Source organism: Sinorhizobium fredii USDA 257 (genome assembly GCF_000265205.3).
Lineage (GTDB): Bacteria > Pseudomonadota > Alphaproteobacteria > Rhizobiales > Rhizobiaceae > Sinorhizobium > Sinorhizobium fredii_B.
Genome location: NC_018000.1, coordinates 4,817,844 through 4,843,885 on the forward strand (window position 1 = coordinate 4,817,844; position 26,042 = coordinate 4,843,885).

A 26,042-nucleotide genomic window follows, 5' to 3' on the forward strand; every position below is an offset into this window, starting at 1 on the left:
TTCGTCGTGCGGGCAGTATGGGATTTGGGAAAGTTGGACGCAAACGGCTGGAAGATCGTGCTAACCGGGAACTCCGACCTCACTACCGTGCTGCCGGTCCCTTGACCCGTCCGGAAAGCACGCCAAAGCCTTCAATTATTGCTTCCTGGTTCTCGAGCCGGGTCACTTCCAATTGGACCTCCTGAAGTGTGCGCAACAGTTGCGGCACGACCTCGAGATCGCCTTCTTCGGTGGCATGCGCCAGTTCCCTTTCGAGCTCGCGTCGCTGCCAATTGAGCGCCTTGGTGCGCTTGTGCAGCGCAAGCGCCTGCAGGTAACCCTCGCGCGCATCCTCGGGTGCGGCCGCCGTGGTCGCGGTCCATAGCCGCGCATAGCGAATCTGCTGGTCGAGGGCGCCGATCAGGGCGCCGAACCCCTCCGCCTCCAGTTGCTCGACGAGACTTTCCCGTGTCAGCCGCGGGCCGTTTGCCGCCGCCGCGTTCAGAACCGCCGCCCAGCAACGCTGCAGATCGCGATGATCGAACTCGATCGTCGAGATCTCGTCATATTCGTCGAAAAGCAGTTGCGGGTGATTGACGATCGTCAGTGCCAACACACTTTCGCGCAGCGATGGCGCTGCCTGCTGACCACTGACGAGCGAGGAGCGCACAAGGCGATCGGAGATCGTGGTCGGGCCGGCGTTTCGGTCGCCGCCGGCATGACGAAAGCCGCCGCCTTGCCGACCACCGCGCTCCCGTCCACCTCGCTCGAAGGGACGCCGGTCACTTCTGAACGGCGCATTGCCCTGCAGAAAGGCGTTCAGCCGGTCGCGCATGTCCTGGCCGTAATGGCGGCGGACGCTTTCGTCGGCGATGACCGAGGTCACCTGCCTCAGCCGCGCTTCGAGCTCGGCGCGTTTTTCCGGCGTATCAAACGTGCCGCCCTGCACTTCACGCATCCAGACCATGTCTGCCAGCGAGCGGGCATTGGCGAGCACCTTGTCAAACGGCTCGCGTCCTTCATGGCGGACGAGGTCGTCCGGGTCCTTGCCGTCCGGCAGCATGGCGAAACGGACGGAACGGCCGGGCTTCAGGTGCGGCAGCGCCAGGTCGACGGCGCGATTGGCCGCCCGGATGCCGGCGCCGTCGCCGTCGAAGCAAAGCACCGGCTGCGACGTCATCTTCCAGAGGAGGTCGAGCTGGTTCTCGGTGAGCGCCGTGCCGAGCGGTGCCACGGTATTCTCGATACCCGCCTGATGTAGCGCGATCACGTCCATGTAGCCTTCGACGGCGATGATCGTGCCGACTCCATCGGCGCCCTGCGAGGCACGCCGGGCGCGCGCGAAATTGAAGAGCACATTGCCCTTGTGGAAGAGTTCGGTCTCGTTGGAGTTCAGATATTTGGCTGGCGCATCGGCCGACATGGCCCGCCCGCCAAAAGCGATCACCTTCTCGCGTGCCGAAAGGATCGGGAACATGATCCGGTCGCGAAAGCGGTCGTAGGAGACCGGGACGTCCGGCCCATGCACGACAAGGCCACAGGCCTCGATCTGCTCCTTGCCGACACCCTTGCCGGCGAGAAACTCCTTCAAGGCGTTGCGGCTGTCCGGCGCATAGCCCAGTCGAAATGTCTCGATCGTCCGGCCGGTCAGGCCGCGCTCGCGCAGATAGGCGCGCGCCTTCGCCCCCATCGCGCTCTGGAGCTGATCCTGAAAGAACTGCGTCGCCAGTTCCATGACGTCGAGGAGGTTCGTCCGTTCCTTCTCCCGCCGCTCGGCCTGCGGGTCGGGCTGCGGCATCGCGACGCCCGCCATATCAGCGATCTGCTGAACTGCTTCGGGAAAGTTCAAGCCTTCGAGATCGGTCAGGAAGCGGAAATGATCGCCGGAAACACCGCAGCCGAAACAGTGATAGCGGCCCTTGCGGTCCTCGCAATGGAAGCTCGGCGACTTCTCGCCGTGGAAAGGGCAGCAGGCCCAGTAATCGCCGCGCGACACATTGGTCTTGCGCCGGTCCCAGGTGACGCGCTTGCCGATCACGTCCGAAATCGGAACGCGGTCGCGGATCTCGTCAAGGAAGGACGGTGACAAGCGCATGGGTACCTCTGGCCAGCTTCCATATAAGCGGCATGGCTGGAGGAAGCCACAGTCCCCTTTGGTATTGCCCGCAATTCACAGGGAGAGGGACGGCTGAACGAAAGCAGCGCGCCCTCAAGGATCGCGCGCAATGGGCTATTTCAACAGTTCCTTGAGGATGCTGGAAGCCTTGGCGAAATCCATCTGGCCGGGATAGCGCTCCTTCAGCACGTTCATGCACTTGCCCATATCACGCAAGCCCTGGGCACCGGTTTCCTGGATGATCGCGACGCAGAGCTCCCGAATCTTCTCCTCCGAAAACTGCTCGGGCAGGAACGCGTTGATGATGGCGATTTCCTGCCGCTCCTGCTCTGCGAGTTCCGGGCGGCCGCCTTGGTCGTAGATGCGGGCCGATTCCTCGCGTTGCTTGATCATCCTGGCGAGGATCTGCATGATTTCATCATCGCTTGCCGGATCCTTGCCCTGACCGCGATTGGCAATATCGCGGTCCTTGATGGCTGCCTGGATCAGCCGAACGGTCGAAGTCCGCCGGGCATCCCTGGCTTTCAGAGCTTCCTTAAGGGCGTTTGCGAATTGCTCGCGCATATCTGTACTCCGTCCCGAAGCCGGCCCCGGCTGCCAGCGTCCGGACCAGCTCGTTTGCCTCGTTGTTGTCGTCGTCTTAAACCAGTGCGGCAGGTACAATCAAACCGAATGCGCAACCGGTTGAATTTTAAGGAACTTTATTTCCCGACAATTCACGGCGGCCGGTTGACCCGATGAGAGCCTTTGTTTATTTTCCGGCACCTGCACGAACATCGGCATGAACCTCTTTCTCGCGGGGCTTCCGCGCGCCATGCCGCATGCAATTTGAAGGGGGCTGAACCGACCGGCTTTAAAGCCGCGCGGTCCGCCGCAACGGGATAGGAACGATGACCGCGACACCCGCATGGACAATCCAGAAACCCACCGCCCTGCTCGTTCTGGCCGACGGCACGGTGATCGAAGGCAAGGGCATCGGCGCAACCGGCAAGGTCCAGGCCGAGGTCTGCTTCAACACGGCGCTGACCGGGTATCAGGAAATCCTGACGGACCCTTCCTATCTCGGCCAGATCGTCACCTTCACCTTCCCGCATATCGGCAATATCGGCGCCAATGATGAGGACATCGAGGATCTGACGCCGGCGGCCCGCCACGGCGCCGTAGGGGTCATCTTCAAGGCCGACATCACCGATCCTTCCAACTATCGCGCCGCCAAGCACCTCGACGCCTGGCTGAAGGCGCGCGGCGTCATCGGGCTTTGCGGCATCGATACGCGGGCGCTGACCGCCTGGATCCGCGAGAACGGCATGCCGAACGCCGTCATCGCCCATGATCCGGCCGGCGTCTTCGACATCGAGACGCTGAAGGCGGAAGCAAAAGCCTGGGGCGGCCTCGAGGGACTCGATCTTGCCAAGGTTGCGACCTCAGGCCAGTCCTATCGCTGGACCGAGAAGCCCTGGGTGTGGAACGAAGGTCACTCGACACTCGGCGAAACCGAAGCCGCCTATCACGTCGTGGCGCTCGACTACGGCGTCAAGCGCAACATCCTGCGCCTTTTCGCCGGCCTCGATTGCCGGGTCACGGTCGTTCCGGCCGAGACGAGCGCTGAGGAAGTCTTGGCCTTGAAACCGGACGGTATCTTCCTTTCGAACGGCCCGGGCGACCCGGCCGCCACCGGCGAATACGCGGTGCCGGTGATCAAGAACCTGCTGAAAAGCGACATACCGGTCTTCGGGATCTGCCTCGGTCACCAGATGCTGGCGCTGGCGCTCGGCGCCAAGACCGAGAAGATGCATCAGGGGCACCACGGCGCCAATCATCCGGTCAAGGACCACACGACCGGCAAGGTCGAGATCGTCTCGATGAACCACGGCTTCGCGGTCGATTCGAAGTCGCTGCCGGAAGGCGTTGAAGAGACTCACGTTTCGCTCTTCGACGGCACCAATTGCGGCCTGCGCGTCAATGGTAAATCGGTTTTCTCGGTCCAGCACCACCCGGAAGCCTCGCCCGGGCCGCAGGACAGTCACTATCTCTTCCGTCGCTTCCTGAACCTCATCCGCGAGAAGAAGGGCGAACCGGCGCTGGCTGAGCGCTGAGCGCACGGTTCCCGAATTGTGATGAAAGGCCCGCCGCGTGTGCGGGCCTTCTGCTTTGTAATATGGCCTAGCAGCCGCATGTCAGCCCTCGCCGAGGCGAGCCGCCAGGAAATCTACGGTCGCGCGCACCGACGGTAGTTGGCCGCGCCTATGCGGCATCAGGATGGTCGTCATCACTTTGCCCGCAGTCCATTCCGGCAGGATTCGGACCAGAGCGCCGCTTGCGATCTCATCCTGGCAAAGCTTGCCGGGCAAGGTGGTAATGCCGAGCCCCGCCATAGCCGCTTCGCGCAGGACGCGGGACTCGTCCGCCACGAAACGTGGCTTTGGTGAAATCTCCACACTCGCCCCATCGGCGTGCTCCATTACCCAGCCGTCCGACGTAAGCGACGTCATCAGGCCGTCGTGCTGTGCCAGATCCGCGGGCTCCAGGGGCATTCCCCGCTGGTGTAAATAGACAGATGCGGCGACAAGCATTTTCGCTTGCGATCCGACGCGGCGCTGGACGAGGCCCGAATCCGGAAGCGGCGCGAAGTGGTCGCGAACGGCAAGGTCAAAGCCTTCCTGAACAATGTCGACGAAGCGGTCGGTCGCGTGCAGGATCACGCGCAGCTTCGGATAGGCGAGCGCGAGTTCGGGCAGCAGCGGCGCCAGCGAGAGCTGAGCCGTCGGTACCGAAGCGGTGATCCTGACCGCACCGCTCGGCTCGGCGAGCCGCCCCTTCACGATATTCTCTGCAGCCTCCGCTTCGATCAGCATTGCTGCCGCATGGCGATAGAAATCCTCACCCGTCTCGGTCACCGAGAAGCGGCGCGATGTCCGATTGATGAGGCGGACGCCAAGGTCCTGTTCGAGGATGGCTAGCCGCTTGCTGAGCGTCGATTTCGGCAGATTGAGCGCCCGCGCCGCCGGGGCAAAGCCTTTATGGTCGACCACGTGGACAAAGAAGGTGAAGTCGTTCAGGTTCGCCATGATCTCTCTATCGTCTGCATATGTGAACGATAGGTCCACATTTTCCCGTCTAGCATAAAGTCGTCCACGAATGCACCTCTACCTCATCGTCTGTTTTGAACGAAGAGGAAGACATCATGACAATCTACCAAGGCAAAAAGGCCGTCGTGATCGGCGGCACGCATGGCATGGGGCTCGCGACCGTCACGCGTCTCGTCGATGGCGGCGCGGACGTGCTCTTGACCGGACGCAACGAGGACAACCTGGCAAGGATCAAGCAGGAGTTCGGCGCACGCGTGCATGCGCTGCGCTCCGATATCGCCGATCTCAACGACATCACCGTGCTCGGCGCGATGGCCGGCCAAAAGCTGGGCGCCATCGATCTGCTGCACGTCAATGCCGGCATCTCGGAACTGGAGACATTCGACAAGGTAAGCGAGGCGTCCTACGACCGTCAGTTTGCGGTCAACACCAGGGGCGCCTTCTTCACCGTGCAGCGGTTGGCACCGCTGATCCGCGAAGGTGGCTCGATTGTGTTTACATCATCGGTCGCCGATGAGGGCGGTCACCCCGGCATGAGCGTCTACAGCGCCACCAAGGCGGCACTCGTCTCCTTCGCTTCCGTACTAGCGGCCGAGCTTCTGCCGCGCCGCATCCGCGTCAACACGGTCAGTCCCGGCTTCGTCGACACCCCGACCAAGGGTGTGGCGGGCTTGAGCGACGCCGAGCGCGCCGAGTTCAAGGCGCTCGGCGACAGCGTGACGCCGATGAGGCGCAATGGCACTGCCGACGAAGTGGCACGCGCCGTTCTGTTCCTCGCCTTCGAGGCCACCTTCACCACCGGGGCAAAGCTCGCCGTCGATGGCGGCCTTGGCCAGAAGCTTTCCGTCGCCTGAGACGATGTCAAGGAGTAACCCATGAGCAGAATTTCCACCCTCGGCACCGGCGCGATGGGCTCCGCGCTTGCCGCAACCCTCATGCGAAACGGTCATTCGGTAACGGTCTGGAACCGCACGCCAGCGCGGGCCGAGCCGCTCACAGCGGCCGGCGCAAGCATTGCGGCAAGCCCGGCGGACGCTGTGGCCGAAGCCGATCTTGTGATTCTTTGCGTCGTCGACTACGCCGCCGCCAGGGCAGTCCTGGAGGAGGCAGAGGGCGCACTCGCTGGCCGCGACCTGGTCAATCTCACCAATGGCACTCCGCGCGATGCGCAGGAACTGGCGGCTTGGGCGACGGCGAAGGGTGCTGCCTATCTCGACGGCGGCATCATGGCGATCCCGCCGATGATCGGCGAGGCCGGAACCTTGATCCTTTACAGCGGCTCGACCGCTCTTTTCGAGCGGCACAAGCCGTCGCTGATCGCGCTCGCCGAAGGCCGCTATCTCGGCGGGGATCCGGGCCGCGCGGCGCTCTATGACCTCGCGCTTCTGTCTGGCATGTACGGCCTCTTCTCGGGCTTCCTGCATGCCGCTGCACTGGTGGCAAGCAGCGGCGACAGGATGACCGATTTTCTAGCGCTTCTCCTGCCATGGCTCGAGGCGATGAGCGGCACCCTCCCCGACCTGGCCGACAAGATCGACAGCGGCCTGCACGACCGCAACGTCGTCTCCAACCTGGCGATGCAGACGGTCGCCCTCGAAAATATTGTCCGCGCGAGCGGCGAACAAGACGTCGCGCCTGACTTCATCGACGTCATGCGAAGGCTTGCTACCAGCCGGGTCGACCAAGGGCATGGCGACGACGACATCTCCGCAGTGGTCGAACTGATCAGGAGGCGGGAATTAGTGTAGACTCAATAAGATAGGGCTTCTTCCTGAATCGACTTGGGCAATTGCCGAATCGATTTCTGAGCATGAAAAAGCCCGCCGGGAACGGCGGGCTTGACGTGTGTTGCTTTGTCCGCGCCGTTACTTGCAGGCGGCGCAGAAACGCTGGACTCGGCGGCAAGCCTCTTCGAGGAGTTCCTCGGAGGTCGCATAGGAGATGCGGAAGTTCGGGCCTAGACCGAAGGCCGAACCGTGCACCACCGCAACGCCTTCCACTTCCAGAAGCTCGGAGACGAAGTCCTCGTCGGTCTCGATGACCTTTCCCGACGGGGCGGTCTTGCCGATCAGCCCGGCGCAGGAGGGATAGACGTAGAAGGCACCTTCCGGCGTCGGGCAGGAAATGCCCTTGGCCTGGTTCAGCATGGAGACGACAAGATCGCGCCGACCCTGGAAGATCTCCTTGTTGCGTGGGATGAAATCCTGCGAGCCGTTCAGCGCCTCCACAGCGGCCCATTGCGCGATCGAGGTGGCGCCCGAGGTCTGCTGGCCCTGGATCATGTCCATCGCCTTGATGAGTTGCAAGGGGCCGGCGGCATAGCCGATGCGCCAGCCGGTCATCGCATAGGCTTTGGAGACGCCGTTCATCGTCAAGGTGCGGTCGTAGAGGCCGGGCTCGACCTCGACCGGCGTTGCGAACTTGAAGTCGCCATAGGTCAGGTGCTCGTACATGTCATCGGTCAGCACCCAGACATGCGGATGTTTCATCAGCACATCCGTCAGCGCCTTGAGTTCGTCATGCGAATAGGCAGCGCCCGAGGGGTTTGATGGCGAGTTGAAGACGAACCACTTGGTCTTCGGCGTGATCGTCTTCTCGAGATCCGCGGCCTTGAGCTTGAAGTTGTTTTCCTGCGTCGCCGAAACGAACACCGGCGTGCCACCGCACAGCGCCACCATCTCCGGATAAGACACCCAGTAGGGAGCCGGGATCACGACTTCATCGCCCGGGTTAAGGGTCGCCATGAAGGCGTTGAAAAGAATCTGCTTTCCGCCGGTGCCGACGATCGTCTGCGCGGCGGTGTAATCGAGATTGTTCTCGCGCTTGAACTTCTTCGCGATCGCCTCGCGCAGTTCCGGAATGCCGGAGACCGGCGTGTACTTCGTTTCGCCGCGATTGATCGCGTCGATCGCCGCCATCTTGATGTTGTCCGGCGTGTCGAAATCCGGCTCCCCGGCTCCGAGGCCGATGACGTCGCGGCCTTTCGCCTTCAACTCGCGGGCTTTCTGCGAAACGGCAATGGTGGCGGAGGGCTTTACACGAGAAAGGGCATCAGCAAGGAAGGCCATGGTGTGAGGTCCTGATCGTTTCGAAACGGGGCGTGAGGCGCTACGGAACGGAGGATCGGGCTCCATAGCGGTTAGGTCTATGTCGAAAGACGCAGGGCCTTGCAAGCGTTCGACGCAGAAAAACGGCGGCCAGGCCGTGCAAAATGCGTCACCATGACAAAGTTTCATCAATACGATCACGAGCTTCGATGGAAGGCGGGCACCTGTCCGTTCGCGCAGGCTCCCAGCCTGGGGTAATTTCGCCTCGCCGGGGTTCCCGCGGCCCAACGCGAAGGGTTTCCGCCCGCAGCATCGTCGACACCCTTTATCTCGGAAATCCCGCGATTCTCACGCGTTTACCCACCGCCCTTGTTTCGCCACAATAACTGTCGCAGAGCGCCCCAATTCCGTCCCGCAAGAGCCGATATCCAGGCGTCTTCTCATCTGACGCGAAATGCACTGGCATCGTGGGGGTGTGCTATGTTTCTCGATGACGAAATCGCTTCGACGCGAACGGGCCGTAACGAGGCGCGCTGGGGATTTTTTCTCGCGCTTGCGGCGCTCGCAGTCTGCATGGTGATGATCTTCGGTCTGGTGGTCGAGACGGCGGCCCAGGCGGCCGAGGGCAAGTTCGAACAATCCGCTGGCGCCGACGCGAAGTTTGCGATGCTGATCGTTGCCGACCCTGCCCCGGCTGCCCCCACCGCACGGGCGGGTCTTGATCAACCGCAGACGAGGACGGAAGCTGGCCGGCAGATGCTCGCCGGAGCGACGCTGCTTGCAGCGGCGCTCACGGCCGCCACCACTTTCGTCGTCGGGCGTCGCCAGATCGCCGCGTTCAGCAGGGCGAGAAGCAGACGCCATGGCCGATGACGGAGACGATCTGCCTGAGCAGCGCGCCGGTTTCCTTGCCCGGTTGTCGGCCACCGAGACGATCATCGTGGCGATCATCGCCATGATTGCCCTTGCGGGCCTGTTGCTGGTCGGCAAAGGCTTTTACATGAAGGCCAAGGCTGAGCTCTTCGCCGCGGAGAAGCACGCGGCGAAGAATGTGGTCGGTTAGGACCAACAGGCGTTGGACGTCACGCTCACGCCGCTCACACCCACGATAAAGCCGTTTTGATCGGATTTGACTTGAAGCGGAGGCGGCTGCGCACCAGTTTCTCCCCAATCGATTATGAGCAGCCAAGCCTGGCTGAGCAGGCTTGCCGGCCGAGCATAGGAGCGTCGAAGCGCAATGCGGCCCGTGCGTTGGACAAAAACCAAGTCGAGCAAGAGCCGCGCGGCATTGATCATGGCCGTTCTGCCTCTGGCCACCGCCTTATTCCTGTCCGCCGCTCTCCCTGCCGCTGCACAACAGGCTCGGGAATTCCAGGCACAGACGGGGACGGTCCTCATCGAGACACTCGCAGGCGGGCTTCAGTATCCCTGGGCGGTCGAAGTCATGCCTGACGGCGCGCTGATCGTGACCGAGCGGCCAGGACGCCTCCGCATCCTCCGCGACGGCAAGCTCTCGCCCGCGATCAAAGGTGTTCCGGACGTCGCCGAGCATGGCCAGGGTGGGCTGCTCGACGTCGCACTCGACCCGCAGTTTTCTACGAACCGCGCCCTTTACCTCACCCTGTCGGCGCGCGGCGACGGCGGTTACGGCACCGTTCTCGTGCGCGCGACGCTCTCCGACGACGAGCAGAGGCTGACGGACGTGAAGGAAATCTTCCGGATGGACCGGTTCACGCGGGGCGGCCAGCATTTTGGCTCGCGCATCGCCATCGACCGCGATGGCAGCCTTTTCTTCGGCATCGGCGACCGAGGCGATCGTGATCGGGCCCAGGACCCGCGTGACCATGCCGGCGCAATCCTGCATATCAATGCCGATGGCTCCATCCCGGCTTCCAACCCCTATCGCGGCGGTACCGAAGGCCGAGCCGAGATCTGGTCCAAAGGACACCGCAATCCCCAGGGCATCACCTTCGATCCGGCAGACGGCAAGCTCCTGACCGTCGAGCATGGGTCGCGCGGCGGCGATGAGGTGAACAATCCACAGCCGGGCAAGAATTATGGTTGGCCTGTGATCACCTACGGAAAAGACTATTCCGGCGCGGAGATCGGCGAAGGCACCGCCAAGGAGGGAATGGAGCAGCCTCTCTATCACTGGGATCCCTCAATCGCCCCCGGCGCGATCGCGGTCTATCGCGGCAATATGTTTCCCGAATGGAACGGCAACCTGCTGATCGCCGCGCTGAAATACCAGTTGCTGGCGCGGCTCGAGCGTGACGACACCGGGGCGATCACTTCCGAGGAACGGCTGTTCGATGGCGAATTCGGCCGCATCCGCGATGTGATCGTCGCACCGGACGGCGCGCTGCTCATGGTGACCGACGAGCCTAATGGCGTCGTTCTGCGGGTCTCGAAGGCGCCGACCCAATGAAGTCCTACTTCAGAGCGACGACCTGATTTCCTTTCGGAACATGAACTTCAACCCGGACCACACCGCGTCCACCGCACAGACCTTCACGTCGATGAGGCCGAGCGGCAGGAATATCTCCCGAAGGGCATCCTCGGTAAGCGTGGTGGCAACGCCGGAAGCGCGTTTCGGCCAGGATATCCAGAGCATCCCACCGGGCCTCAGCCGGTCGGCCAAGGCGGCCGCCTGCGCCTCTAGCCTAGACCTCTCGGTATTGAAGCTATGAATGTAATCGAAGCGACGCGACGCCGCACCCTCGATCGCCGTGGCGAGGTAGGTGAATCCAGGAAAAGCGGCAATCTCCTGCAGATGGGGCGGCACATCGAGAAGCAGCGCCACCTGCCCGTCGCGCAGGCCGAGCTTCTTCTCGAGCGGCGTGCCGGAGTAGCCCGCTAGGCTCATATTCGCCACCGATCCGATCGTCACGCCACATTCCATTCCGCGCTTCGGAAAGCGACGATGAGACTTGCCCGACAAAAACGCAACTGGTAGAGCGGCGGTGCAATCACGGGGCGAAGCTGCTTTGTATTGCTTTCCGTCCATTCGCTCGCGCCGGAGCCTTCCGTGACTCGCATCCAGGCCAATCTGTTCCTGCTGTTTTCCGGCGCGATCTGGGGAGCCGGCTTCGTCGCCCAGTCGACGGCGATGGCGGCAATCGGTCCGCTCTGGTTCATCGGCCTGCGGTTCGCAATCGCCACGCTCGTGGCGCTGCCGCTGGCGCTTATCGAGACCCGGCGGGCCACATCGCCGCTGCCGCGCGGGGCGATGCGCAATTTCATCTTTATCGGGTTGGCGCTGTTTGGCGGCGCATTGACGCAACAGTTCGGGCTGCTCACCACCACTGTCACCAATTCCGGCTTCCTGACCGGGCTTTACGTTATCTTCGTCCCTGCCCTTACGGTCGTCTTTCTGCGTCGACGGCCGCACTGGATCATCTGGCCAGCTGCGCTGATGGCAAGTTTCGGCATCTTTCTCTTGAGCGGCGGCACTTTGTCGGGACTGAACGGCGGAGATCTGCTGACGATCGTCTGCGCCTTCTTCTGGGCGATCCAAGTTCTGCTGATCGGAATCTTCGCCGCGGGCACGGGGCGGCCGATGCTCCTGTCGATGACGCAATTTGCCGTCTGCGCCGTCTTGGGGAGCCTGCTCGCTGTTGCCTTCGAGCCGTTGAGTCTCGACGTCATCGAGGCCGCCCTGCCCCAGATTCTCTATGCTGGGGTGTTTTCGAGCGGCATCGCCTTCATCTGCCAGGTGGTCGGCCAGCGCTATACGACGGCACCGCAGGCAGCAATCTTGCTGTCCAGCGAGGCGCTGTTCGCGGCGCTTTTCGGCGTCCTGCTGCTGGACGAGGTCATCACCCCTATCGGCTATCTCGGCTGCGTCGTCATCTGCGCAGCGATGCTGGTCGTCGAGCTCGTGCCGGAGCTCACTAAGCGGCGGCGCGAGGCGGCAGAAGCCGCCGCTTGACTTACAAGAATTAGCTACACAGGCAACCGAGCTGGACTTACTATATTACTTATTACTGTTCACAGCCACTCTACTCTGCCCCAAAACGGATCAGCACGGCGCGGAGGCGAGCAATGGCCAATGTTCTTTGTATTTTTTCTGCAAATTCCTACAGCCACTTTAGCACCGGTCGGCTTTGCTCGAAGGATGAGATTTATCAGAGGGTTGCGACTCGGATCCCGGACTGCCCAACATAGAGGCATGTTCGACAGCGACAGAAATTGGCGCAAAAAATCCACGACCTCAGAACGGCCCACCAAAAAGCTGTGGATTCAACAGCTTGCAGCGCGTCAGGAATGTCCTCCGCCAAGCGGCGAATTGACCTGTTTTTGAGCAATGAGAAGTCTCAATACCTCGGCGGAAAAGTTTTGCTTGCCAAGTCAAAATAAACTGATCACTCTTACTGTGTTCGGGCAATTTGCGAACGCGGGAAGATCTTGAAATAAATGCGAGCCGGAGACGCAAGCCACTCCGGGCGAAAAACCGGGGGAGGGCTATTTTTGCCATCCTTCCAAAGGTTAGTCGCGATAACAGGACCCTTTCCTCAATTGTCGAGAACTGCCTGCCCCACGCCCTTCTGGGCAAAACTGTAATGCCACCCCTCGACCGGGTGGAGAGAAAAGGACCTGACGCATGGCCGAGACTGGCATTGTAAAATTCTTCAACACCGACAAGGGCTTTGGCTTCATCAAGCCTGAAAATGGTGGCGCAGACATCTTTGTACATATTTCAGCCGTGCAGGCCTCCGGCCTGAACGGACTGAGCGAAAACCAGAAAGTATCCTTCGACACCGAGCCGGATCGCCGCGGCAAGGGCCCGAAGGCCGTCAACCTGCAGATCGTCGGCTAACGCCGCTCTCTGTCACTCATTCAGTTTGCAACCCGGCATTTTTGCCGGGTTTTTTCGTTCAGGCTCCGTTCAGTTTTGGCCATATAGGGTCTGTTCATCATGAAAGCCGGGCCTTCAGTCCGGCTCCCCATGCACAGGATTGAAGCCCATGAACAATTTCCTCAAAGCAGCCGTTCTTTCTGTCGCCGCCGCCGCTCTGGTTCTCCCGACCTTCGGCACTGCCCAGGCAGGCGATCACGATGATGCGTGGGCGGCAGGCGCAGTCGGCCTGGTGACAGGAACGCTTATCGGCGGCGCGATCGCCTCGCAGCCCCGCTACAGTGAACGGGTCTATATCGATCCGGAGCCCGAATACTACGAGCCGCGCCCGGTTTACCAGCCCCGCCCGGTCTACCGGGCCCGCCCGGCCTATCGTCAGGTTGTCGTCGATAGCTACGATCTCGAGCCCTGGACCCCGGCCTGGTACCGTTATTGCTCGCAGCGCTACCGTTCCTTCGATGCGGAGAGCGGCACCTTTGTCGGCTATGACGGCCGCAGCCATTTCTGCACGGCCGGCTGATCACAGCCGCTCAAAACCGATGAAACCCTCGCGCCTCGCTCGAGTCGCGGGGTTTTTTATGTCCTGCAAGCAACACCCGCCCTCAGAGCCCGCGCAGATAGGGGTTGGTGCGGCGCTCCTCGCCGATCCGGCCGCCCGGTCCGTGGCCGCAGATGAAGCCGACATCGTCCCCGAGCGGCAGAATCTTGTCGCGAATGGAATCGAGAAGCTGTTGATGGTCGCCCCCGGGCAGGTCGGTGCGACCGATCGAGCCGTGAAATAGCACGTCGCCGACATGGGCGAAATTCTGCGCGCGGTTGAAATAGACCACATGACCCGGCGCGTGACCAGGGCAGTGCAGTACCTCGAAGACGTGATCGCCGAAGGAGACTGTGTCTCCGTCTTCTAACCATTGATCCGGCAGCATGTTCTGCACCTTCATCGCCAGGCCGAACCGCTCCGCCTGTCCCTCCAGCCGTTCCAGCAGCGGCCGGTCGTCCTCGTGCGGTCCGATGATCTTAAGCCCGAGCGCTTCCTTCAATTCCTTGGCGCCGCCGGCATGATCGATATGGCCGTGCGTTAGCCAGATCGCCTTCAGCGTGATGCCGTTTTCGCGGATCGTCTGCAGGATCAAGTCGACATCTCCGCCGGGATCGACGATCACGCCCTCCTTGGTCTCGCTGTCGAACAGCACCGTGCAATTCTGTTGAAAATGCGTAACCGGGATGATGCCCGCCTGTAACATGCCGACCATGCCTCGTTGTTGGATTGCAATCAGGCGGGAGTATGCCGCCATCACTGCGCCACCTATAGCGAGATGTCGGGGCAGAATCAGCGCAAATCAGCGAAGCGCGACAATTTCGGGTGTTCCCGCTTCGGTTGGAAATTGCACCGTGGTGAGCAACAGGGTGGAAACGGCGAGCTTCGCCGCCACGACAACAAGGACCAGCGGACGCAGCCGCCGGGCGGTAAGCTTGGCCTCGTCAACAGTCTCATACTGCATTTCCGGCCTCCCGGTTGATGACGCCCTTTGTTCAGGGGTCGAAACTTCGTCCGTTCCTCGGTGGCTGAGGGCGATCTCTGTTACAGCGAGGCACTCCACCGTCGGCCCAAGCAACGCTCGGCGACGGCAATATGTTTCATGTTCACATTTCCTGATGTCACGCCGGGAACATCCGGGGCGTACGGGGCGTTTGGCCCGCATCATAGAAGAGGAGCAAGACAATGAAGACCCTCTCCCCCCACCTGATCAGAACGGTCGCGGCAGCGGGTTTGATCCTCGCTGGAGGCGTTTCGGCCGCCGCTGCGGCGATGAGCGCGACGGCAGTGACCGATCTCAATGTGCGCGCCGGTCCCGGCCCGCAATATCCGATCGTCGGCCTGGCGGCGCGCGGCAGCACGACCGTGCTCGAAGGCTGCATCGAAGGCAGCCTGTGGTGCCGCGTCAACGTCGGCGGCGTCAGCGGCTGGGCCTATGCCAAGTATCTCGCAGCCGACCAAAGCGGTTCCACGGTGGTGATTTCCGAGCGACGCGCCGAGCTTGGCGTTCCGGCCGTCACCTACGAGGCGACCGGTAGCACGGTGGTCACTCCGGCCGAGCCGCTCGAACTAATCGGCCCGGTCGGAGAGGTCGATGCCATTACCCCGCCTCCGGCAGTAAACACCTACATCACCTCCAACCCCGTCGACCCGGTCTATCTCGATGGCGAGGTGGTTCTTGGCGCCACATTGCCGAACACCGTGGCCGTCCGGCAGATCCCGGACTACAACTACGAATATGTGATGGTGAACGGGCAACCTGTTCTTGTGGAACCCTCCACGCGGCGGATCGTCTACATCTATCGCTGACGCCCGATCTCTCGATGACTTGCTGTCGCAGCGCGTGACAAAACGCGCTGCGAGGCTATTCCGCAGCAGCCTTTCCTGCCTTCCAACTTAGTCCCTCAACAATACAGGCGCCCCGGCCTATCCTGCCCGCCAGCGCAGCACCGATGATTCGACCTCATCCGGTAGAATTGTGTCAACAAAGCTGACATATCTTCCTATATATGTCGCAAGGTGCAATCTGCCTGAAAGGAAATGACTGCGTGGCCGGCCAAACCAGGGATAACAGCCAGTACATGACCGATGTTACCAAGGATGAAGACGCGATCGATTTCGAGATTATAGAGTTGCTGTTCTTTGCCTATCGCGACTTCACCGGCGATCCGGACGCCATTCTCGAAACGAGCGGCTTCGGACGCGCGCACCACCGCGTCGTGCACTTCGTCAATCGGGAACCGGGCATGACCGTGGCCGACCTCCTCGATACGCTGAAGATCACCAAGCAGAGCCTCGCCCGCGTCCTCAAGCAATTGATCGACTCGGGCTATATTCGCCAGGTGACCGGTCCGGAGGACAGGCGCCAACGCATGCTTTATACGACGAAAGAGGGCCAGGCATTGGCGAGGGCGCTTGCGGAGCCACAGTCCCGCCGCATAGCGGATGCATTGGCGAAGACGGGTCCCGGCGCGCGCGAAATCGTGAAGCGGTTTCTCGTCAACATGAAGAACAGCGACGCGGACTGATGCCGGGAGGCTCCGCCTTCGAATTTATTAGGATTAGCGGATAAACCCCTGGAATCAGGGAATGGGGCGACCGCTGCGCATCTGCTTCAATGCGCGGTCACTCAAATTTGGGAGGAGGACCGCTTGTGATCCGGATCGGTTCGGTCCGATCTCGGCGCGGTCGAGGGGAAATAGGCTCTGCCGAGAACAAGGGTTGCCAAGGATGATAGCCAAAGCGAAAGTGGCCGATGACGCGGCGCATCTTCTGATCGTGGATGACGACCGGCGCATTCGCGACCTGCTCAACCGCTTTCTGATTGAACAGGGATTTCGCGTGACCACGGCGGCCGATGCCGGCGAAGCGAGGCGAAAGCTCATCGGACTCGATTTCGACCTTATGATAGTGGACGTGATGATGCCCGGCGAAAGCGGTATCTCGCTCACTCAGAACCTGCGACAGATCAAGACCGTGCCGATCATCATGCTGACGGCCCTCGCCGAGGCGAATTCCCGCATCGAGGGCCTCGAGGCGGGCGCCGACGACTACCTGCCGAAACCTTTCGAGCCGCGCGAGCTCGTGCTCAGGATCAACAACATATTGCGCCGAAACCAGCCGACCCAGGCGCCGAAGGTGGATCAGGTCATCTTCGGCCCCTATACGTTTTCGGTGGTGCGCAAGGAGCTTCGCCGCGGTGCCGAGCACATCCGGCTGACCGATCGCGAACAGGAGATCATGACCCTGTTTTCGCAGCGCGCCGGCGAAACCATTCCTCGGCACGAATTGATCGGCGACGACGCGGAGGTCGGCGAGCGGACGATCGACGTGCAGATCAACCGGCTGAGGCGCAAGATCGAGGATGACCCCTCCAACCCGGTCTGGCTGCAGACGGTGCGCGGCATCGGCTATCGATTGAGTGTCGACTAGACTAAGACTAGAAACCGCGGGCGGGCGGGAAATCCGCTTCACAGCATTCGCCATCCCGCTTTAACATACGATGTCCCGGTAACGACGCAGACGACGATGGTAAGCCTTGACAGCCTCAGGCGCGCAAGATCGAACAGCGCCGACAGCGCCTGGAAGCGCTTCAGCCGCTGGCTGCGTCGCCGCCTGCCGATGGGCCTTTACGCCCGGTCGCTGCTGATCGTCGTCATCCCGATGGTGCTGCTGCAGTCGGTTGTCGCCTTCGTCTTCATGGAGCGGCACTGGCAGCTCGTCACGCAGCGTCTGTCGGCCGCGGTCACCAACGACATCGCGGCAATCGTCGACCTGATCACGACCTTTCCGCAAGACGGCGACATAGACCAGATCGTCCGAATCGCCCGTGACGAGCTCGACCTCAACATCGCCGTCGAACCGGGCGGAGACCTGCCGCCGCCCCGGCCCAAGCCCTTCTTCGAGATTCTTGACCAGATCCTCAGCGAAGAGATTTCGAACCAGATCCGCCGCCCCTTCTGGATCGATACGGTCGGCAACTCGAAGATCGTCGAGATCCGCATCAAGCTCGAGGACGGCCGCATCCTCCGCGTCTATGCGCGGCGCAATCAGGCCTATGCGTCGAATACGCATATCTTTCTCGTCTGGATGGTCGGCGCATCGCTTGTCCTGCTGGCGATCGCGATCCTTTTCCTGCGCGGACAGATCCGTCCGATCCTCGCGCTCGCCAACGCTGCGGAGAGCTTCGGCAAGGGACAGAAGATCGATGACTTCGCCCCGCGCGGCGCCGACGAGATCCGCCGCGCCGGCCTCGCCTTCATCCTGATGCGCGAACGCATCGAACGCCAGATCGAACAGCGCACCGCCATGCTGACCGGTGTCAGCCACGATTTGCGCACGATCTTGACGCGCTTCAAGCTGCAGCTCGCGCTCGCCGGCGACAATCCGGACCTCGACAGCTTCAACCAGGACGTCGAGGACATGCAGAACATGCTGGAGGGCTATCTCGCCTTTGCCCGCGGCGAAGCGGAAGAAGATGTCGGGCAGTTGAGGCTCAGCGACCTGATGGCCCGCCTCTCGGCAGAGGCCGAGCTTTACGGCAAGACGCTGTCCACCGCGATCGAAGGAGAGGACAACATTCGCGTCCGGCCGAACGCCTTCACGCGTCTCGTGGCCAATCTGGCGTCGAACGCCTATCGCTATGCCGACGCGGTGCGGATTGAGGCACGCCATACCTCCAAATGGCTGACAATCACCGTCGATGATGATGGTCCCGGCATTCCGGAACATTCGCGGGAGGATGTCTTCAAGCCTTTCTTCCGACTGGACGAGGCCCGCAATCTCGACAGTTCCGGCACTGGCCTCGGGCTGGCCATTGCTCGCGACATCGCCCGAAGCCACGGCGGCAACGTCACCCTCGGCGACAGCCCGCTCGGCGGGCTGCGGGCCACAGTGCGCGTCCCGACGTGAGTTTTCGAAACCGCTATCGCGAATAGGTCGAGGTTAGACCACGCCGTTCGTTGAAGCGCCGCCACGCCTCGATCCGGCGCGGATAACGCGTGCGCATGGCATCGAGCGGCGCGAGCAGCCTGCCCTGCCGCCCCAGAGACGTGTCGAGGATTTCGACGATGCGGCGGTTAGGCCAAGGCTTGCGCGTGATGGCCAGGAGCGCCACGAAGGCCTCTTCCTCCCTGCCCGCACCCAGCTGATGCGCGATCAGGCCGTAGGCGAAGGCCGTCGACCGGCTGACGCCGGCGTGGCAATGGACGAGAATCCGGCTGGACCGGTCATCCGCAACGACTCGCATGACTCCGAAGATCTCCTGGACGCGATCGGGAAAGTGCTGCGTCGCGCCGGCATTTTCCTGGTCGCGAAGCCGCACGACGCGATGGCTCACCCATCGAGGATCGGCACGTCCCCTTCCGGTAGTTCCGGATCGAGCAGCGAAAGCACATGGCTCGCACGCCATTCCCGCGCTGCCTCCGCCGCCCGCCAAAGGCAGGACACCTTGATGCGCTCCGAAATCGCTTGAGCCTCACCTGTCATATCGCATCACATCAATTTTCGGCCGTTCGGTACCGGCTTGTCGGTCGCAGCAAGCACGATCGCGCCCTCTTCGTCTGCAAAACCGAGGGTCAGGACTTCGGAGCGAACAGGGCCGATCTGGCGCGGCGGGAAGTTGACCACGCCCAGCACCTGCCGCCCGATAAGATCCTCCGGCTCGTAGTGCACGGTGATCTGGGCCGATGATTTTTTTATGCCGATCTCGGGGCCGAAATCGATCCTCAGCTTATAGGCAGGCTTTCGCGCCTCGGGAAAAGCTTCGGCCTCGATGATCGTGCCGACCCGGATATCGACACGTTCGAAATCGGAAAACTCAATGACGTCCGACATCACAGTCCCTTTGACAGAATTCTTGGCCCTTTAGATAAGATTTGGCCGCGTCCGGCTTAGCTCAGTTCGAGGGATTTCGGAAGCGCTCACGGAAGACAAGGTTACGCCTGCCCCTATGCGCTCGGCTCCCAGTGGGGGGAGAACTGTTCGGCGAGGCAGTCGCTAACCGGCCAGTTCCTCGGCGCGCTGGCGCGCTGCCGCGATGGCCTCGTCGAAGAGCGGCTGCATGCCGTCATCCGCCATCAGGATTGCGAGAGCTGCGGCCGTGGTACCGCCCGGCGACGTGACGTTCTGGCGCAGGCGTGCGGCGTCGTCGGGGGACTGGTGTAGGAGCTCACCAGCCCCCGCGACGGTTTCCCGAGCGAGCCGCATGGCAAGGTCCGCCTCGAGGCCGAGCTTTCGCCCAGCCTCCGCCATGCACTCGACGAGATAGAAGACGTAGGCCGGTCCGCTTCCGGAAAGTGCAGTCACTGTATCGATGTCTGCTTCGCTGGCAACCCATTCGACCGGTCCGCTGACCTTCAAGAGATCATGAACGAGCGCCCGTTGCTTTTCGGTCACGCGGGCGTTGGCAAAAGCGCCGGTCACGCCGCGGCCGATCATTGCCGGGGTGTTGGGCATGGCGCGCACGATCGCCGCTTTGCCGAGATGGCGCTCGATGAAACCTAGCGTCTTGCCGGCCGCAACGGAAACGATCACCGTGTCGGGACCGACGAGCGCCTTCAGCGGCGGGAGCACGGCGTCCATGACCTGCGGCTTGACGGCGAGAAAGATCGCACCCGCCGTTACGCCTTTGGGCGCAGCCGTCGCATGGGCCACCCCGTTGTCGGCGATCAGTTTCTCCATCGCCGAGGACGGGCCCGGATCGACGACGAGAACATCGCCGCCTCGCACGCCGCTCTTGATCCATCCGCCGAGCATGGCGCCGCCCATATTGCCGGCACCGACAAGGACGATAGGACCGGAAACGGCGATGCTCATCTCATGCCTCCCCAACGGTCGCAAACAGGACGGTATCGACGGCGCGCTGCGCGTCCATGCCTGACCAGACGACGAACTGGAACGCCTGGAAATAGGTTTCGCAGGCATCGAGCGCGCTCGACAAAAGCACTTCCACCTGCCGGTTCGTCGGCTCGGCGCCACCGGCAAGCAAGAGAGATTGCCGGAAGATGATGACCTCTTCTTGGCGCCAGAGGTCGAAATGTCCCATCAGGACCTGGCCGTTGATCTGGGAGAGCAGGCGGATCACCTCATTGACGCGGTTTTCCGGAACCTTGATGTCGAAGGCGCAGGCGAGATGCAGCGCCTCGAACTCCTCCATCCAGGAAAAGGAAACGTGATAGTCCGCCCACCGGCCTTCGACGGTCATGGCGATCTCGTCTTCGCCGGACCGCTCGAAGGACCAGTCATTGTTGGCGGCGACAAACTCGATCATATCGACCGGGTTGGATTGGCGCTCGACTTCCATTTCCAAAAGGCTCATGCATCACCCTAAAGGCACGGCGCGAGGCGCGCAGGATCACGTTCGCTCGACGCAACGCTGCAAGCCCAACACCGGATACCGACACTATGATTGCTGGACCTGCGGCTATCCTGGCTTACTTACCCTGCCCGGAGCTTGCGCTGCCCGTTTCGAATCATCATTTAAAATCAGTGTATAACGGCAGAGTCACCCTGCCAGCCCCCGAGCCGAAAAATTGCAGGGAAGAACTCTCGTCGCCTTAGGATTTTGATTCAGCGCGGATGCTTAAACGACTCTGCGATAAGGGTTTTTTGCCAGTGTCCACAGGTGGAAAACTTTTCAGCTTTCATTAACCCTGACGCCGAAGCAGTGGCGTGACTCAAACCACTGCTTCGAGAGTCGTTTGGCCCCGGAAATCGCCGCATTCCGCAGCCGCCAGAGCCGCGCTTGCACGCAGCCCGAAGGCAGAATTCCAAATCGTTGCGGTCGGCCGAGGCGACCCCTCGCGTCTTTACTTGCCCGTGGTGATGTCGCCGGTCGCCGGCCCCGACTCGGCGAGGCGCGCTTCCAGCGCCACAATGCGCGCGAGCAGCGCGTCGTTTTCGTCGCGTGCCTTGGCAGCCATCTCCTTGACCGCCTCGAACTCCTCGCGCTTCACCACGTCCAGCGAATTCAGCCAGCCTTCGGCTTGCGCGCGAAAGGCAGTTTCGACCTCTTTCCGCACGCCCTGCGCCGCACCGGCAGCATCCGTCATCAACCTGGCAAGATCATCGAGAATGCGGTTCGCCCCTGTACTCATCGTCTTTGTCTCCGTTTCGCTCGCACCACATCCGCGAGCCTTGTCGTTTTCAGGTAGGGTCGTCGGGGCAAGGATGCAAGGAAAATAGGACCGTATGACATGAAGAGCGTACAGCGGCTTGACCCCGCTTGTTTCGGTCGTCATGTTCCGCCCGACTGATCGACCAGGCATGAGAGAAGACCTTGGAAACACTTGTTACCCGCCTTGCCATTCTCCCCTTCCCCGAAATCGATCCGGTGATCTTCACCATCGGGCCGCTCGCCGTGCACTGGTATGGCCTCGCCTATGTCGCCGGCATCCTGCTCGGCTGGTTCTACGCCCGGCGCATAGCCCAGAATTCTTCGCTTTGGCGCAACGATACGCCCCCTCTCAATATGGCGCAGCTCGATGATTTCCTGCTCTGGGCGGCCGGCGGTATCGTGCTTGGCGGGCGCCTCGGCTACATTCTTTTTTACGATCTCGGCTCGGTGCTGCAAAACCCGATCCGCGCCGTCGAGATCTGGAACGGCGGCATGTCCTTCCATGGCGGCCTTCTGGGCACCACGCTCGCGATCGTCCTGTTTGCCCGCAGAAATGCCATCCCCATCTGGAGCATGCTCGATGTCGTGGCGGCCGTCGTGCCGATCGGCCTCTTCTTCGGCCGCATCGCCAATTTCATCAACGGCGAGCTCTGGGGGCGGCTATCTTCCATGCCCTGGGCGGTCGTCTTCCCGACCGGCGGACCGTTTCCGCGCCACCCGAGCCAGCTTTACGAGGCCTTTCTCGAGGGCGTTCTGCTTCTCATTGTGCTTGCCTATCTCGTCTATCGCCGCAAAGCCCTGAAGGCGCCCGGCCTCGTCACCGGCATCTTTGTCTGCGGTTATGCCGCGAGCCGCATTTTCGTCGAATTCTTCCGCGAACCGGACGCGCAGATCGGCTATCTTGCCGGCGGTTGGCTGACCATGGGCATGGTGCTTTCGCTGCCGATGGCTCTGGCCGGAATTTGGGCCATGGCGCGGGCGCGCAAGGCGGCCGCCGCCGCGGCATAACTGGACTGATGCATGACGAACCCTCTCGCCGACAAGATCAAGGCGCTGATAAGGACCAACGGGCCGATCAGCGTCACCGATTATTTTTCCCTCTGCCTGGCTGATCCGCAGTATGGCTACTATCGCGTTCGCGAGCCATTCGGACTGGCCGGCGACTTTACCACCGCGCCGGAGATCAGCCAGCTCTTCGGGGAGATGATCGGCATATTCCTGGTTCACGCCTGGCAGGAGCACGGCTCTCCGACACAGGCGATCATCGCCGAAATCGGCCCGGGCCGCGGCACGATGATGTCGGATGTCCTGCGTGTCGTCCGTCGCCTGGCGCCCGATCTCTACGCTGCAGCCGACATCCATCTCGTCGAAACCAGCGAAAGGCTGCGCAAGGTGCAGGCCGAAACGCTGACCGGCCACGAGGGCAAGACCCATTGGCATGGAAGCTTCGACAATTTGCCTCCCGGCTTCCTGCTTCTCGCCGCAAACGAGCTTTTCGACGCGATCCCCATTCGCCAATTCGTCCGAACCGCGCAAGGGTTTCGCGAACGCATGATCGGCCTCGATGCCGAAGACGAACTGACCTTTGCCGCCGGGGTCGCAGGCATCGATCCTTCCCTGCTGCCGACGCCGGCGCAATCGGTGGCCGAAGGCACCATCTTCGAGGCCGCTCCCGCGCGCGACGCAGTGATGGCAGCTGTTTGCGAGCGTCTCCGCGCGAACGGCGGCACCGCGATCCTCATCGACTACGGCCATCTCGCCACCGGCTACGGCGACACGCTGCAGGCCGTCCGCAATCACCAGTACGATCCTCCGCTTGCCAATCCGGGACGCGCCGATCTCACCAGCCATGTGGACTTCGAGCAACTGGCGCTGCGCGCCAAGGCGGAGGGCCTGCAGGTGAACGGCCTCGCCCACCAGGGGGACTTCCTCGTCGGGCTCGGCCTTCTGGACCGGGCGGCGGCGCTTGGTCGCGACAAGGACCTGGCGACGCAGGAAGCCATCCGCGACGCCGTCGAGCGGCTCGCCGGCGCCGGCGCCGGAAGGATGGGCGAACTGTTCAAGGTGCTGGTGGTCAGCAGTCCCGAAGTCGCCTTGGTGCCGTTCAGGAAAAAGGCGCGCTAGCACGCGAGGGACGCAATCTCCGCGCCGGTCCACACCCTTTCCTTGCGGTTCTCGAAAGCGAATGGCCGGCGAGGACAAGGGCGTCGCCTCGACGTTCCGCGATTGACAGTCCTGGCCTGCCGGGCCAACATCGCCCGGCAAATCAGCCGCAATCATCGGGCCGTGCGCGCCCTCAGGCCAACGAAACCAAGAAAATTCAAGGGCGAAAACACCGAATGCAGGACGACGCCTCGCTTTCACCCGTGCAGAGCCCGCTCTTCGGCGCCGAGGCGGGGCCGGAGATCGGCCATGGCTACTTCACCCGCCAAGGCGGCGTTTCGCAGGGCATCTATCGCGGCCTCAATGTCGGCCTCGGCTCCAATGACGATCGTGAGCGCGTCGCCGAGAACCGCGCCCGGGTCGCCCGCTGGTTCAATGCCGAGCCGCGACGTCTTGCAACGGTTCATCAGATTCATTCCCCCGATGCGATCATCGTCGACAATGGCTATGACGGCACGCGTCCGGATGCCGATGCGCTGGTGACGGCGACGCCGGGTATCGTGCTTGGGGTGCTGTCGGCCGATTGCGGTCCGGTGCTCTTCGCCGACCGCCAAGCCCGCGTCATCGGCGCCGCCCATGCCGGCTGGAAAGGAGCGCTCGGCGGTGTGCTGGAAAGCACGATCGCCGCGATGGTCTCGCTCGGCGCACGCCGGGAGCGCATTGTCGCCTGTCTCGGACCATCGATCAGCCGCCAGCATTATGAGGTCGGCCCCGAATTCGTCGAACGTTTCGTGGCCGCCGATGACAGCTACGCATCCTTCTTCAGTCCGTCCGGCCGCAACGGCCATGCGATGTTCGACCTGCCCGGGCTGACGGTCCGGCGCCTCATGGACGCCGGTGTGACGGCGGAAAACCTCGACATCTGCACCTATGCCGATGAGGACCGCTTCTTCTCCTATCGCCGCACCACACACCGGCAGGAGCCCGATTACGGGCGGCAGATATCCGCAATTTGCATACGGGAGGCTTGAGATGGCGCTTCACTTCGCCGAAGAGGAATATGCATCGCGCCTGGCACGGCTCACGGCCAGGATGCAGGAAGAAAGGCTCGATGCGATCCTTCTCTTTGCGCAGGAGAGCATGTACTGGCTGACCGGCTACGATACCTTCGGCTATTGCTTCTTCCAGACGCTCGTCGTCAAGCAGGACGGCTCTATGGTGCTGCTTACCCGATCGGCCGATCTGCGCCAGGCGCGCCACACGTCGAATATCGAGCGCATCGAGATCTGGGTGGATCGCGTCAACGCCGATCCGGCCATGGACCTCAAGAACCTCCTGAGCGAGCTCGACCTGCTCGGCTGCCGCATCGGGGTCGAGTACGACACGCATGGCATGACCGGCAAGACTGCGCGCCTTGTCGACAATCAGCTCTCGACCTTCGGCGAATTGATCGACGCCTCGATGCTGGTGAGCCGCCTGCGCCTCCTCAAGAGCGCGGCGGAGATCACCCATGTCGAGAAGGCCGCAAGCCTTGCCGACGATGCGCTCGACGCGGCGTTACCACTGATCCGCCCGGGCGGTAGCGAGGCCGACATCCTCGCCGCCATGCAGGGCGCCGTCTTTGCCGGCGGCGGCGACTACCCGGCCAATGAATTCATCATCGGTTCCGGCGCCGATGCGCTGCTCTGCCGTTACAAGGCCGGCCGGCGCACGCTCGATGCCAATGATCAGCTGACGCTCGAATGGGCGGGCGTCAGCGCCCACTATCACGCGGCAATGATGCGCACGATCGTGATCGGCGAACCGACCAATCGCCACCGCGAACTTTACAGCGCCTGCCGCGAGACGATCCAGGCGATCGAAATGGTGCTGAGGCCCGGCAATACCTTCGGCACGGTATTCGACGTCCATGCGAGGATCATGGACGAGCGCGGCCTCGCCCGCCATCGGCTGAATGCCTGCGGCTATTCGCTCGGCGCCCGCTTCTCGCCCTCGTGGATGGAGCACCAGATGTTCCATGTCGGCAACCCGCAGGAGATCGAGCCCGACATGTCGCTCTTCGTGCACATGATCATCATGGATTCCGACAGCGGAACGGCCATGACGCTCGGCCAGACCTATCTGACGACCACCGACAGCCCGCGGCCCCTGTCGCGCTATGGCCTGGACTTCATTTCTGCGTAAGGAAATCGTCCT

The 26,042-nt window shown here is 62.3% G+C and carries 31 protein-coding genes; 17 read left to right on the top strand and 14 right to left on the bottom strand.

Annotated features, from left to right (window positions below):
• Positions 1–82: 82 nt before the first annotated feature.
• Both dnaG and USDA257_RS22610 read right to left on the bottom strand, forming a co-directional pair.
• Positions 83–2,074 carry a DNA primase gene (dnaG, locus tag USDA257_RS22605; protein WP_014765308.1) on the bottom strand — a complete coding sequence of 664 codons (1,992 nt, stop codon included), beginning with the start codon at positions 2,072–2,074 and terminating at the stop codon, positions 83–85.
• Between the two features lie 135 nt (positions 2,075–2,209).
• A complete protein-coding gene (locus USDA257_RS22610; protein ID WP_014765309.1) occupies positions 2,210–2,659 on the bottom strand; it encodes a GatB/YqeY domain-containing protein in 450 nt (149 codons plus the stop codon).
• 326 nt (positions 2,660–2,985) lie between these two features.
• On the opposite strand from USDA257_RS22610, the gene carA reads away from it, so the two are divergent.
• Complete coding sequence (gene carA / locus USDA257_RS22615; RefSeq protein ID WP_014765310.1) at positions 2,986–4,191, top strand: glutamine-hydrolyzing carbamoyl-phosphate synthase small subunit; 1,206 nt, start codon at positions 2,986–2,988, stop codon at positions 4,189–4,191.
• An 81-nt stretch (positions 4,192–4,272) separates the two neighbouring features.
• Here the strand turns inward: carA and USDA257_RS22620 are convergent, their stop codons facing one another.
• Positions 4,273–5,163 carry a LysR substrate-binding domain-containing protein gene (locus USDA257_RS22620; protein WP_041415528.1) on the bottom strand — a complete coding sequence of 297 codons (891 nt, stop codon included), beginning with the start codon at positions 5,161–5,163 and terminating at the stop codon, positions 4,273–4,275.
• Between the two features lie 116 nt (positions 5,164–5,279).
• Between USDA257_RS22620 and USDA257_RS22625 the strand changes: the two genes are divergently transcribed.
• Complete coding sequence (locus tag USDA257_RS22625) at positions 5,280–6,038, top strand: SDR family oxidoreductase (RefSeq protein WP_014765312.1); 759 nt, start codon at positions 5,280–5,282, stop codon at positions 6,036–6,038.
• Between the two features lie 21 nt (positions 6,039–6,059).
• Entirely contained in the window at positions 6,060–6,932 is an 873-nt protein-coding gene (locus USDA257_RS22630) for an NAD(P)-dependent oxidoreductase (RefSeq protein ID WP_014765313.1), read from the top strand.
• Positions 6,933–7,049: 117 nt separating this feature from the next.
• Here USDA257_RS22630 and USDA257_RS22635 read toward each other — a convergent pair whose 3' ends face one another.
• Entirely contained in the window at positions 7,050–8,252 is a 1,203-nt protein-coding gene (locus USDA257_RS22635) for a pyridoxal phosphate-dependent aminotransferase (protein ID WP_041414545.1), read from the bottom strand.
• A 459-nt stretch (positions 8,253–8,711) separates the two neighbouring features.
• On the opposite strand from USDA257_RS22635, the gene USDA257_RS22640 reads away from it, so the two are divergent.
• The gene (locus USDA257_RS22640; protein WP_041414547.1) at positions 8,712–9,104 is read left to right on the top strand and encodes a hypothetical protein; all 393 of its coding nucleotides are present in this window, start codon (positions 8,712–8,714) and stop codon (positions 9,102–9,104) included.
• On the top strand, positions 9,094–9,294 hold the full coding sequence (locus USDA257_RS22645; protein ID WP_041414549.1) for a hypothetical protein: 201 nt from the start codon (positions 9,094–9,096) through the stop codon (positions 9,292–9,294). The genes USDA257_RS22640 and USDA257_RS22645 overlap by 11 nt, the downstream gene beginning before the upstream one ends.
• On the opposite strand, the gene USDA257_RS36960 is transcribed toward USDA257_RS22645, so the two are convergent.
• Positions 9,291–9,527, bottom strand: a complete 237-nt coding sequence (locus tag USDA257_RS36960; RefSeq protein ID WP_048657426.1) for a hypothetical protein — start codon at positions 9,525–9,527, stop codon at positions 9,291–9,293. The genes USDA257_RS22645 and USDA257_RS36960 overlap by 4 nt on opposite strands.
• On the opposite strand from USDA257_RS36960, the gene USDA257_RS22650 reads away from it, so the two are divergent.
• Positions 9,469–10,659, top strand: a complete 1,191-nt coding sequence (locus tag USDA257_RS22650; RefSeq protein WP_014765316.1) for a PQQ-dependent sugar dehydrogenase — start codon at positions 9,469–9,471, stop codon at positions 10,657–10,659. The genes USDA257_RS36960 and USDA257_RS22650 overlap by 59 nt on opposite strands.
• Positions 10,660–10,668: 9 nt before the next feature.
• Here USDA257_RS22650 and USDA257_RS22655 read toward each other — a convergent pair whose 3' ends face one another.
• On the bottom strand, positions 10,669–11,097 hold the full coding sequence (locus tag USDA257_RS22655; RefSeq protein ID WP_014765317.1) for a hypothetical protein: 429 nt from the start codon (positions 11,095–11,097) through the stop codon (positions 10,669–10,671).
• Between the two features lie 162 nt (positions 11,098–11,259).
• Between USDA257_RS22655 and USDA257_RS22660 the strand changes: the two genes are divergently transcribed.
• The 3 genes from USDA257_RS22660 (at position 11,260) to USDA257_RS22670 (ending at position 13,609) form a co-directional block, all read left to right on the top strand.
• The gene (locus USDA257_RS22660) at positions 11,260–12,162 is read left to right on the top strand and encodes a DMT family transporter (RefSeq protein ID WP_014765319.1); all 903 of its coding nucleotides are present in this window, start codon (positions 11,260–11,262) and stop codon (positions 12,160–12,162) included.
• A gap of 672 nt (positions 12,163–12,834) precedes the next feature.
• Positions 12,835–13,050 carry a cold-shock protein gene (locus tag USDA257_RS22665; protein ID WP_014765320.1) on the top strand — a complete coding sequence of 72 codons (216 nt, stop codon included), beginning with the start codon at positions 12,835–12,837 and terminating at the stop codon, positions 13,048–13,050.
• A 148-nt stretch (positions 13,051–13,198) separates the two neighbouring features.
• Positions 13,199–13,609, top strand: a complete 411-nt coding sequence (locus tag USDA257_RS22670) for a BA14K family protein (RefSeq protein ID WP_014765321.1) — start codon at positions 13,199–13,201, stop codon at positions 13,607–13,609.
• 82 nt (positions 13,610–13,691) lie between these two features.
• Here USDA257_RS22670 and USDA257_RS22675 read toward each other — a convergent pair whose 3' ends face one another.
• Positions 13,692–14,333, bottom strand: a complete 642-nt coding sequence (locus tag USDA257_RS22675; protein ID WP_041415530.1) for an MBL fold metallo-hydrolase — start codon at positions 14,331–14,333, stop codon at positions 13,692–13,694.
• 96 nt (positions 14,334–14,429) lie between these two features.
• Entirely contained in the window at positions 14,430–14,591 is a 162-nt protein-coding gene (locus USDA257_RS37230) for a hypothetical protein (protein ID WP_014765323.1), read from the bottom strand.
• A gap of 221 nt (positions 14,592–14,812) precedes the next feature.
• On the opposite strand from USDA257_RS37230, the gene USDA257_RS22680 reads away from it, so the two are divergent.
• From USDA257_RS22680 to USDA257_RS22695, 4 genes are all read left to right on the top strand, one after another.
• Positions 14,813–15,436: a DUF1236 domain-containing protein gene (locus USDA257_RS22680; protein ID WP_014765324.1), complete on the top strand. Its 624-nt coding sequence runs from the start codon at positions 14,813–14,815 to the stop codon at positions 15,434–15,436.
• 272 nt (positions 15,437–15,708) lie between these two features.
• On the top strand, positions 15,709–16,155 hold the full coding sequence (locus USDA257_RS22685) for a MarR family winged helix-turn-helix transcriptional regulator (protein WP_048657428.1): 447 nt from the start codon (positions 15,709–15,711) through the stop codon (positions 16,153–16,155).
• 202 nt (positions 16,156–16,357) lie between these two features.
• On the top strand, positions 16,358–17,059 hold the full coding sequence (locus tag USDA257_RS22690; protein WP_014765326.1) for a response regulator: 702 nt from the start codon (positions 16,358–16,360) through the stop codon (positions 17,057–17,059).
• Positions 17,060–17,155: 96 nt separating this feature from the next.
• Positions 17,156–18,538 carry an ATP-binding protein gene (locus USDA257_RS22695; RefSeq protein ID WP_014765327.1) on the top strand — a complete coding sequence of 461 codons (1,383 nt, stop codon included), beginning with the start codon at positions 17,156–17,158 and terminating at the stop codon, positions 18,536–18,538.
• A 13-nt stretch (positions 18,539–18,551) separates the two neighbouring features.
• On the opposite strand, the gene USDA257_RS33080 is transcribed toward USDA257_RS22695, so the two are convergent.
• From USDA257_RS33080 to USDA257_RS22720, 6 genes are all read right to left on the bottom strand, one after another.
• Entirely contained in the window at positions 18,552–18,965 is a 414-nt protein-coding gene (locus USDA257_RS33080; protein ID WP_223843365.1) for a protein-tyrosine phosphatase family protein, read from the bottom strand.
• Complete coding sequence (locus USDA257_RS38050; RefSeq protein WP_223843366.1) at positions 18,962–19,114, bottom strand: hypothetical protein; 153 nt, start codon at positions 19,112–19,114, stop codon at positions 18,962–18,964. Before USDA257_RS38050 ends, USDA257_RS33080 begins: the two co-directional genes overlap by 4 nt.
• 6 nt (positions 19,115–19,120) lie before the next feature.
• On the bottom strand, positions 19,121–19,462 hold the full coding sequence (locus USDA257_RS22705; protein WP_014765329.1) for a tRNA-binding protein: 342 nt from the start codon (positions 19,460–19,462) through the stop codon (positions 19,121–19,123).
• A 162-nt stretch (positions 19,463–19,624) separates the two neighbouring features.
• Positions 19,625–20,443: a pyrroline-5-carboxylate reductase gene (gene proC, locus USDA257_RS22710; protein WP_014765330.1), complete on the bottom strand. Its 819-nt coding sequence runs from the start codon at positions 20,441–20,443 to the stop codon at positions 19,625–19,627.
• A 1-nt stretch (position 20,444) separates the two neighbouring features.
• Positions 20,445–20,945 (bottom strand): YbjN domain-containing protein, encoded by a 501-nt coding sequence (locus USDA257_RS22715; protein ID WP_014765331.1) that lies wholly within the window; start codon positions 20,943–20,945, stop codon positions 20,445–20,447.
• A gap of 490 nt (positions 20,946–21,435) precedes the next feature.
• Positions 21,436–21,723: an accessory factor UbiK family protein gene (locus USDA257_RS22720; protein ID WP_041415533.1), complete on the bottom strand. Its 288-nt coding sequence runs from the start codon at positions 21,721–21,723 to the stop codon at positions 21,436–21,438.
• 182 nt (positions 21,724–21,905) lie between these two features.
• On the opposite strand from USDA257_RS22720, the gene lgt reads away from it, so the two are divergent.
• The 4 genes from lgt to USDA257_RS22740 all read left to right on the top strand — a co-directional run bounded on the left by lgt (position 21,906) and on the right by USDA257_RS22740 (position 26,030).
• Positions 21,906–22,751 carry a prolipoprotein diacylglyceryl transferase gene (gene lgt, locus USDA257_RS22725; protein ID WP_014765333.1) on the top strand — a complete coding sequence of 282 codons (846 nt, stop codon included), beginning with the start codon at positions 21,906–21,908 and terminating at the stop codon, positions 22,749–22,751.
• Between the two features lie 12 nt (positions 22,752–22,763).
• A complete protein-coding gene (locus USDA257_RS22730) occupies positions 22,764–23,867 on the top strand; it encodes a class I SAM-dependent methyltransferase (protein ID WP_014765334.1) in 1,104 nt (367 codons plus the stop codon).
• Positions 23,868–24,082: 215 nt separating this feature from the next.
• Complete coding sequence (gene pgeF / locus USDA257_RS22735) at positions 24,083–24,877, top strand: peptidoglycan editing factor PgeF (protein WP_014765335.1); 795 nt, start codon at positions 24,083–24,085, stop codon at positions 24,875–24,877.
• A 1-nt stretch (position 24,878) separates the two neighbouring features.
• Positions 24,879–26,030, top strand: coding sequence for a M24 family metallopeptidase (locus USDA257_RS22740; RefSeq protein ID WP_014765336.1), 1,152 nt, complete (start codon positions 24,879–24,881; stop codon positions 26,028–26,030).
• Positions 26,031–26,042 lie beyond the last annotated feature (12 nt).